Source organism: Candidatus Hydrogenedentota bacterium, assembly GCA_019695095.1.
Classification (GTDB): domain Bacteria; phylum Hydrogenedentota; class Hydrogenedentia; order Hydrogenedentales; family SLHB01; genus JAIBAQ01.
In genome coordinates, this window is record JAIBAQ010000180.1 from 1 (window position 1) to 11921 (window position 11921).

The window sequence follows — 11921 nt, forward strand, 5'->3', positions numbered from 1 at the left end:
AACCCGCGGAATGGAGCCTTCATCTCGGCTTCGTGCCCGTCGGCGGATACCGCAATCTCAATAATCCCCTGGTAAACAGGACCCCTGTCTTCGACCCACATGATGGTACTGTGACCGTCCGGCAGGGTGATTTCTCCCAAATTGCCTTGTGGCGTATCCCACCACACCCACTGCGTGTACCAGTCGTACGTGCCCGCCTTCACAATGATGAAGCCGTTGGATTGGTCGTCCTGGGCCTGGAGATATTCCGTTTCGTCGAGGCAGCCGTGGTTGAGGTAGTGGCCGGTATTGAAGGCCGCATCGTAAAACTCGACTTCCATGTTCATGTCGTAGCCGCTCGACGTCGGATAATACCCGCCTTCGTTCAGCCAATAGCCGGTCGTGTCATTCTGATCGACGTCCAGCGTGACAATCACATAGTACCTTCCGGCCGTCCCCTCTGTGTGCGACTGCGTGCGGCCGATGATCCCGCGCGATTTGAAGTAGGCGTATACGTTGTCTTCGTCGTGCGTGACCTTAAACTCGATCAAGTCGACATCTTCGTGATCGACGTAGGCAGGCGTGTCACTGGGCAACGTGTGATCCGTGTCATGTTGATCGTCTTGAGGATCCGTATGCACCGGGACATACTGCCAATCCGCGAAATCGCCATCCAGCACGATCCGGGAAACCGGAGCTGCCGAAGCATACGCAGCCAAGATCGTTCCCACCACAAAAAGCCTACAACTCCATGACCGCATATGTGCACCTCCTGCGCCCCCCGGCGCACCTTACTGTTCGTTCGGTTATCCTACGTTATGAACGGCCGTCAATGAAACCACGCGTGACAAAAGCCGAGCACACTTCATATTCAGTCGGCGAAAATGCTGGAGAAGCGCGGGCTACTACAGAAACAAGCTCCCGGATGGCCTCACCTCAAATGGGGCCATCCGGGAAGTGATGCAGAATTCGTGTGATTCAGCGAAACGGAATCACTCGTTCCGTGCGCATCCTCGACTAGAAATCGGACATATCGTTGTCATCAAGGGGAATGACTTCTTCCGGATTATGGACATTTCCATTGCTGCCTACTGCCGCGACCAGCTTCCGGGGCTCGCGCCGCTCGCTAAAACTCGAGACCGGAGGATGCGTCAATGCGCGCCGCGCCGGCGGCGTCTGCGGGTGCTTCTTCGATGGCGCCGAACCGCGAGAATGCTTGGTCCCGTTTTGGCTTGTGCCCACGATCTTCGCCAAGTCGCCCACGATGTCCACCAGATTGGCGGCCTGCGCCGAAAGTTCTTCGCTCGCCGCCGCGGCCTCCTCCGAGTTCGCCGCGTTGGCCTGCGTGACCTTGTCCATCTGGGCCACCGCCGTGTTGATCTGGTCGATACCCTGCGTCTGTTCGGTGCTGGCTGCCGACACCTCGTTGATGAGCTGCTCCACCTTCTGTGCATGCCCAACGATCACGCCTAGAATCTCGGCGACTTCGCCCGAAACCGTGACGCCGTGTTCCGCGTTCTTCTGGGCTTCTTCCACAAGCGATGCCGTATTACGCGCCGCTTCCGCGCACCGTTGCGCCAAATTGCGGACTTCTTCGGCCACGACCGCGAACCCTTTCCCGGCCTCTCCGGCGCGCGCCGCCTCCACCGCGGCGTTCAACGCCAGCAAGTTCGTCTGAAATGCAATCTCATCGATCGTCTTCAAAATCTTGGCTGTCGCCTCCGACGATACCCTGATTTGCTGAATGGCTGAGTTCATCCGTGTGGTCGCTTCGCTGCCCCGTTCGGCGCCATTACGCGATTGCTGGCTCATCGTTCGGGCCTGGTTCGAACTGTCGGCGTTCTGCCGGGTCATTGAAGCCATTTCTTCCAGGGACGCGGACGTCTCTTCCAGGCTCGAAGCTTGTTCGCTCGCGCCGTGCGCCATCTGCTGACTGGATTGGGCAACTTGGTTTGCCGCTGAAGACACTTGGTCTGCGCCTGAAGTCAGTGAATCTATGATCCGATTGATGGGCTTGGTGATGCTTCGAGTAATGATGATACCTAGGACTACTGCCATAACCAGACCCACTGCCAGGCACGTCACCATGACCAGTTGACCGCGGTAAGCCGACTCCTCTGCGTCATCAACACTCGTGTCGACTTCCGTCTCGCTCTCATCCAGCAAAGCAGTCAGAGCTTTGGTGAGGTCTGCGCCCTTTACCGTCATACTGGTCGCAGCAAAATCGCTAATCGCCAGAAGGTTGTCGAGCACCTTCTTTGACTCCGCCTTTATCGCGCCCAACCCGTCAGGACCTACGACCTTCTCCGCTGCGGGCATCATTTCCTCGCGAACGATACGCACAGCTTCTTCGCTGGTACCAGCTTGAACGGCCTCCTTGACACGTTTCACACATCCATGAAATTGCGCATGATCAGGTTTGCATTTCTCGATCAGTCCGAGTACGGCTTGATTCGTCGTTCCAGGATTGGCCGCCCACTTCCCGAAAGCACACGCCGTAGGATCGTCTCCGCCCTCGAATACCGCACCTCCGCCCGCAAGCGTTTGGGTCCTGAACAATAGAGCGAAATGGTCCCCTCGAAATCCCTCGAGTTGACCGGTCAACGCATCAGGATTCAGAATATCTTGCTTGTCGAAAGCGTCGAGCATACCCACATACTTCTCCCGATCCTTGTCCCATGGATCGAAAGATGTCTTGAATTCCTGCCACAGCCTTTCTTCCTCGGCTGAGCGCGCCAGCTTCTCATATTTATCCCACGCCTCGTGCACTGCCACCAAGGCTTTATCGCGGGATTCCACTGCCGCTTTGCGCCTTTCCTTCGATATATGAACGCTCATCAACGTTCGGTTGGCCGTCCGCTGCGTTTCCATCTTGTTCGAAATCGTTAATAGCAGACGCACGCTCGGAAGGCTCGTGTCGCCGATCATGCCGAGCGAATCGCTCAGCCGCCTCGTGTTGTACACACCGACTCCGCCAATCAACGCCGCCACCCCGGCCACACCCAGGAATGACACCATCAGCTTTGTACCCAACTTCATAGCCTGACTCCTTCTGTTGCCACCGTGCTGCCGTACATTTCCAGAGTCGGCGTGTGCAGTACACCTGCAACTGAAGAAGTGCGCTCCCTAGCACTATGACGCCGTACCAGAAATCGGCTCTCTGTCCTCGAATCCCGTCCAATCACACGCGCAATTCAGCGACACAGCAGTAGGCTGCTCGCTTCCAGGTCTTCGGCGGGCACGCGCCGAAGCCACGGATCTCACGTGACTTGCAGGAACTCGATTTCCCCCCGTGGGCGATTTCCATGCCGGAGTCTAGACACTTCGTGCAGATCCAATTCTCCTGGGCATTTTCGTCAAAATGCCTCTGCGGTCCTTGGCTTCCCCCATTCACCCCATGCGCCTCAGACAAAGGTGGAATCTGCAGTAGCTTGGCGGTTTACTGGTCCGAGTCAGAACTCTTCGTCACCATGTCGTCCTAAACAGCCCCAGTCTCCTTTCGGTAAACTCTTCACATCAGTTGGAAAATATACACCCAAGCGGCAAATGGCGCAAGAAAAAATTGACTTTATAGTTATTCATAATAGAATTTGCGGTCTAGTAGCTTCGCAGTGAAACATTTCACAACGCAAACCAGATCAGATACAGAGTTGGAGTCTCGGTGCCGAAAGACACAATTACAATCGTGCTCATCCAGCCACGAAATTCGATTACACAATCCATTGCACTAAAATTCTTGGAAACCGCATCATAGGGGGATTTCGATGGGAAGGTGATGCCCCCTTCGCGCGGAGGGAGAGAAGAACAAGATGCGGTCCTCAAGCGTATGAGGAAAGGAGAAGGACTGGAGAACGTCACGTCAACGTGAGTCCGGCAGGTGTCGAAGGAGGTCACACCCTGGATCGGAAAACTGGCCTATTTCTCATCCTGCACCTGCACGTACGGGGGTCCAAAGATCCTGCTGGTCCATTCCTTTCCCGACTCCCAGCCCACGCGCATGCATTCCACACCCGAGTAGAGGGAGATGGCCATCATCATCGAGACGAACGCCCACTGCCACCGTTTCCGCAAGCCTGCAAGCAACGGAGCCGCCATTAGCAGCAAAATGGGCATTGCACCAATGAACCATCGGAATCCGTACGCTTCCCCGCCGTAGTTGTTCGTTCGAGTCACGTAGTAATAGGTTAAGACAATCACGCCCAGTCCCCCGCCCAACACCAAAGACCGGTATTTCACGTTAGGGTTGACCACGGCTTTTAGTCCCGCGGCAAGGCCCGCGAGCAGGATCGGATAGAGCGCATACACGCCGCACCGCCCAAAGGTCAGGTGAAAGAGGTAGACGGGTTTGGGCTCGCTGAGTCCGTCTATCCCGAGCGGATGCCGCCAATAGGAGTCCTCGAAGAGATAGGTGATCTTTCGCATCTGCACCGGAAGTGGGCTGCCAGTCACCGCCATCATGATGGCCACGTGAAGTGCCAGCGGAGGCAGAGCCCCCATGAGCACCCAGCTCAGTGTCTGCCTTGGAAAGCGCGTGAGCAGAGAAAGACCGATAAAGAAGACGAACACTCCGAGCGGCATGTCGAGCTCGGGCACAAGCGCTCCAAAGAACCCGAATGCGACGAAGCGCGCCGGAACCGGCGCGAGCTTCTCCGCGGCGAGTCCCAATCCGAAATACGAGGCGACCATCAGGACCCCGGCGGCCGGCACGTGATTGCTAATGCTCGTGCTGAATCCCATGAGTTGCGTTCCGAAGGCCAGAGCGACGAGCAAAACGAGACGGACACCAGGCGGTATGGCGAAGAGTCTCAGCGTCTTCAAGAAGAAGACCAACGTGAGTAGAAAGCTGCCTCCCATGATGGTCACGGTCATGACATCGAGGACACGGCGAGCCTGGGTTTCGTCGTCGAGACTCCATCCTGTTGCCGCGCGTATGGCCAGGAACTCACCGGTCATGATGAGCGGGAGTACGGGAGGTTTGCTGGATATCATGCGGCCACCCCGCACGACACCGTCCTCTTCGATACCGCGAACCATCACTTTGTCGACGGTATAGTCCTCGAACGGATTGGGCGGTTGGCCCTCGGGCCGGTCGATGTACCACGAACCGTCGGTGGTCAGACTGTAGACTGTTGCGAGCCTGCTGTAGGCGTGGTCACCTTGCTTATTGCCTACACCGTAGTAGGCCACAACTGCAAATGCCAGTGCGGCTACGAACCACTCGACAGCATGCCATCCCCGGCGAGCGCCCTCCCCCTGAGGCACCTCGCCCATCAGATGCCCGCCAACCAGACAGGCATAGCGCTTACCTGCCGGTAATCGAGTACCACGCGCGATCCCACCAGCTCGAGTCTTGCTCCTCGGCGGCGACGGCTTGCTCGACTTCCTCTTTCGCAGGTACCCACTCGCCGTTCACGTATTCTTCGGTCTTCTGCGCGACAAAGAGACTTCCCGCGCGCCACCAGCGGCCGTTTCGGAATTCGAAGGTTATCGTTTCCGAGCCTGTATCGCGCAGAAAGTTGTTGTCCGAAACCGCGTCGTCCCGCTTGCGGTACATCTTGGTGGCAAAGCGCTGCTTGTCAATCTTCACGACGGCCGAATACGGGGCTGTCTGCGATTCCTTCTCCTGGATCTCGAGCGTATAGGCGTCGGGACCTTCGGGGTAGACCGAGTACTCTTTGTAGAAATAAGGCTTCCGCTCAATCAGTTTCGCATGCCCTTCGCCACCGGACTGGCCGGAGATCTTGATGTACTCGCTGACCATGCCGCGGAGACGGGCTTCTTGATCCCCGGACGCGACGGGACCGGACGAATCGGTTTGTACTTCCTCGCGCTTTCCGCCTCCCGTGCTGCTGCACGAGGCTATGATTGCGCAAAGGCCGAGCGACAATGCGAAAGTTGTGATGCGATCAATCGTCATGGCGAAAAACACGCCTCCTTCTTTGCAGGGGAAACACTGGGGGGTAATACGTCCAACGACGCCACCCGCGCTTGCTTAGCTCTTCACGGCAGTTGGCATCGTATCACAAGAGCGCCTCCCTCCGCACGGTAGGCGTCCAGGTGGATTACGGAGAAGCTATTTCAGCGCTATTTCGGTTAAACGTGAGGAGACGATTTTGCCGCAGACTATCCTGAACCTGGACGAAGTCCTTCTTGATCTGCATAACCGTGAATCGATCGGCAATCGTATCGCCCACCTTGACCGTAACGGTGTCGGAGGCGTCAGGCTTCTCAAGAACACTCTTCGATTTGTTATTCAGCCGGAAGGTAGCGGAATTCCCGGTAGTCTCAACCAGAGTCATCCGGTAGCTGAAGTATTCCTGGTCCACTTCTTCCTTCAGCGTACGTATGCTCTCGCTGCTGTCGCTCTTAAACGCTTCACCAATCATGGATTGAGCGCGCCTCAGATCTTCTTCTTTCCACGGCTTGGTGTTCAGCATATCGTTGACTGCCGCGACGAGCTTGCGTCGGGCTTCGGATGCAATGAGCTCGTTATCCGGGTGCGGTTCACGACGCAACGCCTTGATGGCTTCCTGCAACGCTTCCACGGGATCCCCGCCTTGCTCCAAAATCGCTTTTGCGGGATTGACGTAGGTCGGCGGCGGCGGTGCGGGCTTTCGTGTCATCACGGCCCAAACGTAGTTACCGCCAAAATACAGAATGATGATCGACGCCACGAGGCCCGCGAACACACCGATCTGCTTAATCCATGTCGGACCCTGATTCACTGGCCTGCGAACGGGAGTGGATGGCTTTGATGGCATGGCCAACTCGGCCAAGGCCCGGCTCTTCTCGTCCAACGATGGAAGACCGTCGCTTACCGAAGGAGCCTTGGAGTCCATCGGCGACTTCTTGCCGACCCATCCCAGAATATTCTTCTTGTTGGGCAATGCATCCGCCGGAGGATTGCTGCTGACTTCCGTTTCCGCGCGAAACGCCTCCATGGCCTCCATGACCGAAGACGAAGGCGCATAGTGGCGGATGGTCTCACCGCCGAGGTCATCTATGGTCAGCGCGCGCGATTCATCCCGCGGACGGCCAACCGGCTCGCCACAGAAACGGCACTTAATTGCCAACGCGCTGATTTCCATGCGGCACGTCGGGCACAGCCGCATTTTCTCATCGCGTTTGCCGCCAGCTTCAGGATTGTCGGACACGCCTAGTCCTCCCACATCGGGCGAGACTCGGAGCCAGGCTCCGGTCACCCCCATTGAATAGCGCCCCTGCGTTCAAGTTGATTTCTAGCCATTCAACCGGAACTGTACCATATCTACAGTAGCGGATATTACGGACAATTGCAAGTTATATCATTCTGATTCAAATTATGAACGGTATTCGCCGTTCTTACCGTTCTCACCCACGCCCCAACACACGAAGCGTTTCGCCGATTACTTGATCCAGATTACACGAATTAGGTTCCATGGTTTTCTCATCTTGCGCGCATCCGCACATGGTGCACTTATACGCCAACCCAGGAACTCCATAGTCCACACGAACATCGTACAGCTTCTCCACCTCGCGCGGTTCCAGGCGGCGCACGTTTCCTAGAAGGCGTGCCGTGAGCAAAGTCTCTGCTGCGTGTTCAATCTTCTCCATTTTGAAGAGGGCATCCCAAACGCTGACACCCACGGTCAATGCACCATGACGATCCATCATCAGGGCGTCGCAATTGCGAATATGCTCGCGCACGACCTCTCCTCCCTCGCGGGTAGCGGGAGTGGCATAGCTCGTCGTCGGCACGCCACCGATGCTGTATACGACCTCAGGAAGCACGCAGTCAGCAAGCGAGACGCCGGCCAGGGTAAACCCAATGGCCTTAGGAGGATGCGCATGGATGACCGCATTTACGTCCGGCCGTTCTTCGTAGGCGGCCAAATGGGTAAAGAACTCCGTCGTGACGCGTCCTGTACCGGCAATCTTCCGTCCCTTCCCGTCGGCAATGAGCAAGTCTCGCGGGTCCATAAACCCCTTCGACACCCCGCTTGGCGTGCATAAATACCGGTCAGGACCCAATTTAGCGCTTATGTTTCCGTCCGTTGCCACCGTCAGGTTCTTTGAGTACATCCGGCGGCCCGCCTCGCAGATCGCCTTCCTCAAATCCAGTTCTGTCATGTCCAAACCATCTCCACGTGGTCCACAATTCCCACAATAACCGTTCTTACAGGAGCTTCAGACTCGCCGTACATGCAACGAGCCGAACTGCCCTCCTGCATAATTAACACCAAATCTCCAATTCCGGCCTGTACCCGGTCCGCAGCCACGAACGTTGAACCGTCTTCCGAGCCGTCCAACTTCAGGGGCTTGACCATAAATGTCTTGATACCCCGATAAAACGAGGGCTTCTGCGTCGAAACGACCTGCGAGACTACGCGAGCGAGCTTCATCCCGTTCCCCCGCTGACCGTCTTGCCAAGGCGGGGCGGTCTGCCAAAACAAACCGCGCACTTCTTTGACACCAAAGTCCCAGTCAGGTTCGTCCCCTTCATGCGGTCACCTCGTCGATAATTGAGATGACGGTCAAGTCCGCAGGGTTGAATTTGTCGGGAAGCAGAAAGGTAGCTTCGCGCCCCTGTGCCATATAGACGTACTCGCCGGCGTTTGCGCCAATGGAATCGCACGCGACGACGGCCTGACCGCAGGGCTCTTTGCGCTCGTTGATGGGTTGGACAAGCAAAAAGCGCACACCTTCAAAAGCGGAGAGCTTCTGGGTGGCGACCAGCCGGCCCACTACTTGTCCTGGAATCATGATCTCCCGCACTCCGGCGAACACCCCTGTTCCGCCGCGCAGTTCAACCCTCGCTCAACCCTTTACTGCACACTGCAATGACCAGCACTACCCCTTGCCGATCAAATTATACTCTGTTTACCAACTCGGGCGCTTGATCAAATAGCCGCAAATCTCGGGATACGGGTTGGGTATGACAACCCGCTCCACGAGGTGCTCCCCCGCAGCCCGCGCGCCAGCTTCCACGGAGGCTTCCACGTCGGCCAGGATACCGGTGAAGGTTGTGTACCCCTTTCCTCCGATGTGGTTTGCGAGATGCAGCGTGATTAGCTGAATGGGCGCGGCCTTACAGGCAGCGTCCGCTGCCTCGACAATCGCGGCTGCGGCAGACGATTCAATCACGCCGACCGCCTCGATGTCCCGCCCCGGCTCAGTCCCCTTGATGGCAGGCAGAACTTGTTCGTGGAGATTCGCGAGCACGAAGCTCTCAACCACGTTGACCTGCCCCGCGTCCGCAACGCCAGCAGCCACCGAAGCCTCAACCGCCGCAACGCTGCCGGTGACCAAGGTCATATACTTGCCAGGCGTAATGGGGCGCGATTCCAGCAACTCGACCGGCGCCGCCTTGACCATTGCGTCGCTGGCTCGGATGCCTACGGCGATTGCCGCGAATTCGACCATTCCTAGAACCGACACGCAGATTTCCTTTGTTTGCTTGAGGTATGCGCTCGGCAACCTGGCCCCGGTGTCTCAGATGTGTTCCCTAGTCTGTCCACGTTATTACCATACAGAATCTACTCTCCCTTCGGCACCTATTCTTACGATCGTCGTACGAGTGTTTCGCCTATACCTGCTCTGGACATAGTGCTGGTAGATCAAGCATCTCCGCCCCTGGCCGTCAATATTGACAGAGATCGGCTGGCCCCATTTCTTAACTACATCTAGCTCAGTCAACCCCATCAATTGTCGCCGCTCTTCCAGGGCATTCCCCGACAGCATGGCGGCAATAGACAGCAAAACCGCAGCGATGACTGCAGCAATGCCAATTAACCTGCCGAAGGATTGCCAGTCCCACCCCCAATGAAACTCTGCTTCCGCACCTCTTTTGCGCGATTTCTTTCCCACGCACACCAATCTCCGGTGTTACACAATCCTGAACGAGTCGACGAGCGTACAACGTCGTTCGCGCGTGAAGCTGATGGGAGAGGTCATACCTTCACCGGTGGGGCTGGCGATGGTGAAGGAAGTATAGCCTTCCCCTCCCATGCCCAATCCGGCAAAGGTGGGGCCGTTCTTGATGAAAATCGAACAGTTGATGAGCCGCGCCATCTTGCTGAGTTTCTCGATATTGCGGGAGTGCATGGTCGCGGTATGGCGGCGGCCGCCTTCGCAGGCCACGCCCAACTCAATGGCTTCGTCGGCGTCTCGCACTCGAACCACAGGCATCACCGGCATCAGTTGCTCGGTCCAGACGAGTGGATGGTCGCGCTCAACTTCGCAGATGGCCAGACGCGTTTCAGGGGTTGCCTGAATCCCGATTTGAGCGAGAATCTGGCAAGCGTTCTTGCCGACCCATTGTTTGTTGATGACGCCGTGGCGACCCTTGCGCGACTCGAAAATCACGTCGCACAACCGTTCGATGTCCTGCCCGGCCACTTCAACGCATCCGCTCGCGATCATGTGGCGCTTCAGTTCGTCCGCAACGGAAGCAACAACAATGGTCTCCTTCTCGGAGGTGCAGATGATGTTGTTGTCGAGCGACGCCCCGGCGACGATGTCGCGCGCGGCTTTCGGAATGTCGGCGGTTTCGTCAACGACCGCGGGCGGATTGCCCGGCCCCGCGGCGATCACCTTCTTCCCCGAGAGCATGGCCGCTTGAACAACACCCGGGCCACCCGTCACGCAGAGAAGCGCAATGCGCGGGTGGCGCATGAGTGCCTGGGCGGTCTCGATGGTCGGGTCATCCACGCAGGCTAGCAGGTTCGCGGGTCCTCCCGCATTGACGATGGCCTCGTTCAGTATGGCCACGCAACGGTTGGAGCACTTGCGCGCGCTGGGGTGTGCATTGAAAACGACCGCGTTACCGCCGCTAATCATGGCGATGGAGTTGTTGATGACCGTTTCCGTCGGATTGGTCGTGGGTATGATAGAACCGATGACGCCGTGCGGGGCGCGCTCGGTCAGCATAAGTCCGTTGTCGCCGCTCTTCGCGCGGGGTTCGAGCATCTCGGGCCCCGGAGTCTTCACGATGACGAGCAAGTTCTTCTTAACTTTGTCTTCGGCGCGGCCGAGGCCCGTTTCTTCAGCGGCGGAGATGGACAGTTCCTTGACGTGCATGGTCGCGGCTTCACGCATGGCTTCCACGAGCCGGTAGCGCAGAGCCAACGAGCATTCGCCCATTTCCTGAAAAGCTCGAAGGGCCTTCGAGACGGCTTCGTCGACCATTGCATTGTTCCTTGCTGGATGCTGCGGATCTTTAATTAGATTCATACTCTCTATTCTCTGTACTCAAGAGATGGGATAAACTCTCTGAGCATAGCCTCAGTCTCGCGAGGCTCGCCGGCATCCGTCACGTACAGCCGTCGCCGCTTGCCATGCATGTCCGTGACGTTCAGGTACCCCTGCGTTGAGTGTCCGGCCCACGCATAGTTCCCAACGTGGCCTTTCGTCACAAATTCCACTTTGGTCAAGTCCCGAAAGGGCATCCTAATATTCTTGGAATCTTCTGCCAGAAAGCGATCGGTTGCCAGATCCATTTCGTCGTATTTCAATTCGTTCGCTTCACGCCGCCGAACCAATCGCCTGAAGTACATGAGCACGTATGGTTCGACAAAATGGGCTGTCTGTGCGCTGTTTTTTGCAGACTCTTCGTCGAAAACGTACCCGGCCAGTCGAGCCCAAAGCATGACATCTCGTGCCAAGTAGACCTTGTAGAATCGATTGGAGACGAACCAGTTTACCTCGATTCCGCAAAAGGACTTGAGTTCTCTGCCCTTCAACTGTCCCTCGCCCCTCTAAGATGTCTCACGCATCTTTGCGCCACTTGATGACGCCGTCGATGTCCCACGAATCCACGATGGCCATGATGACGGCGTCGCTGGGGCGATCCCGCGTGGCTTCGGTAAGCCGAGCGCTGCTTCCCGAGGCGACAAGCACGACTTCGCCAATGCCCGCGCCGACGGCGTCAACCGCAACGACGTAGCCGCCCGTCTCCTTCGCCT

12 protein-coding genes are annotated in these 11921 nt (G+C 57.2%); all 12 read right to left on the reverse strand.

What is annotated here, in order from left to right:
* A partial coding sequence (locus K1Y02_21165) for a hypothetical protein (GenBank protein ID MBX7258887.1) occupies positions 1-740 on the reverse strand: 740 nt, incomplete at its 3' end.
* 256 nt (positions 741-996) lie between these two features.
* Positions 997-3018: an MCP four helix bundle domain-containing protein gene (locus K1Y02_21170; protein MBX7258888.1), complete on the reverse strand. Its 2022-nt coding sequence runs from the start codon at positions 3016-3018 to the stop codon at positions 997-999.
* An 876-nt stretch (positions 3019-3894) separates the two neighbouring features.
* The gene (locus K1Y02_21175) at positions 3895-5250 is read right to left on the reverse strand and encodes a hypothetical protein (GenBank protein MBX7258889.1); all 1356 of its coding nucleotides are present in this window, start codon (positions 5248-5250) and stop codon (positions 3895-3897) included.
* Positions 5251-5281: 31 nt separating this feature from the next.
* Positions 5282-5896, reverse strand: coding sequence for a hypothetical protein (locus K1Y02_21180; protein MBX7258890.1), 615 nt, complete (start codon positions 5894-5896; stop codon positions 5282-5284).
* Between the two features lie 145 nt (positions 5897-6041).
* Positions 6042-7133, reverse strand: a complete 1092-nt coding sequence (locus tag K1Y02_21185) for a hypothetical protein (GenBank protein ID MBX7258891.1) — start codon at positions 7131-7133, stop codon at positions 6042-6044.
* Between the two features lie 196 nt (positions 7134-7329).
* On the reverse strand, positions 7330-8088 hold the full coding sequence (locus K1Y02_21190; protein ID MBX7258892.1) for a class II aldolase/adducin family protein: 759 nt from the start codon (positions 8086-8088) through the stop codon (positions 7330-7332).
* A complete protein-coding gene (locus tag K1Y02_21195) occupies positions 8085-8360 on the reverse strand; it encodes a EutN/CcmL family microcompartment protein (protein ID MBX7258893.1) in 276 nt (91 codons plus the stop codon). The genes K1Y02_21190 and K1Y02_21195 overlap by 4 nt, the downstream gene beginning before the upstream one ends.
* A gap of 97 nt (positions 8361-8457) precedes the next feature.
* The gene (locus K1Y02_21200; GenBank protein ID MBX7258894.1) at positions 8458-8721 is read right to left on the reverse strand and encodes a EutN/CcmL family microcompartment protein; all 264 of its coding nucleotides are present in this window, start codon (positions 8719-8721) and stop codon (positions 8458-8460) included.
* A 117-nt stretch (positions 8722-8838) separates the two neighbouring features.
* Positions 8839-9396: a BMC domain-containing protein gene (locus tag K1Y02_21205; GenBank protein ID MBX7258895.1), complete on the reverse strand. Its 558-nt coding sequence runs from the start codon at positions 9394-9396 to the stop codon at positions 8839-8841.
* 447 nt (positions 9397-9843) lie between these two features.
* Positions 9844-11190 carry an aldehyde dehydrogenase EutE gene (locus K1Y02_21210; protein MBX7258896.1) on the reverse strand — a complete coding sequence of 449 codons (1347 nt, stop codon included), beginning with the start codon at positions 11188-11190 and terminating at the stop codon, positions 9844-9846.
* 5 nt (positions 11191-11195) lie between these two features.
* Entirely contained in the window at positions 11196-11699 is a 504-nt protein-coding gene (locus K1Y02_21215) for a hypothetical protein (GenBank protein ID MBX7258897.1), read from the reverse strand.
* A gap of 25 nt (positions 11700-11724) precedes the next feature.
* A partial coding sequence (locus K1Y02_21220; protein ID MBX7258898.1) for a EutN/CcmL family microcompartment protein occupies positions 11725-11921 on the reverse strand: 197 nt, incomplete at its 5' end.

Bases quoted from the DNA above. Each gene is read 5' to 3' on its own strand.
- K1Y02_21170 (MBX7258888.1), bottom strand. From the start codon at position 3,018: ATGAAGTTGGGTACAAAGCTGATGGTGTCATTCCTGGGTGTGGCCGGG.
- K1Y02_21180 (MBX7258890.1), bottom strand. From the start codon at position 5,896: ATGACGATTGATCGCATCACAACTTTCGCATTGTCGCTCGGCCTTTGC.
- K1Y02_21190 (MBX7258892.1), bottom strand. From the start codon at position 8,088: ATGACAGAACTGGATTTGAGGAAGGCGATCTGCGAGGCGGGCCGCCGG.
- K1Y02_21210 (MBX7258896.1), bottom strand. From the start codon at position 11,190: ATGAATCTAATTAAAGATCCGCAGCATCCAGCAAGGAACAATGCAATG.
- K1Y02_21200 (MBX7258894.1), bottom strand. From the start codon at position 8,721: ATGATTCCAGGACAAGTAGTGGGCCGGCTGGTCGCCACCCAGAAGCTC.
- K1Y02_21195 (MBX7258893.1), bottom strand. From the start codon at position 8,360: ATGAAGCTCGCTCGCGTAGTCTCGCAGGTCGTTTCGACGCAGAAGCCC.
- K1Y02_21175 (MBX7258889.1), bottom strand. From the start codon at position 5,250: ATGGGCGAGGTGCCTCAGGGGGAGGGCGCTCGCCGGGGATGGCATGCT.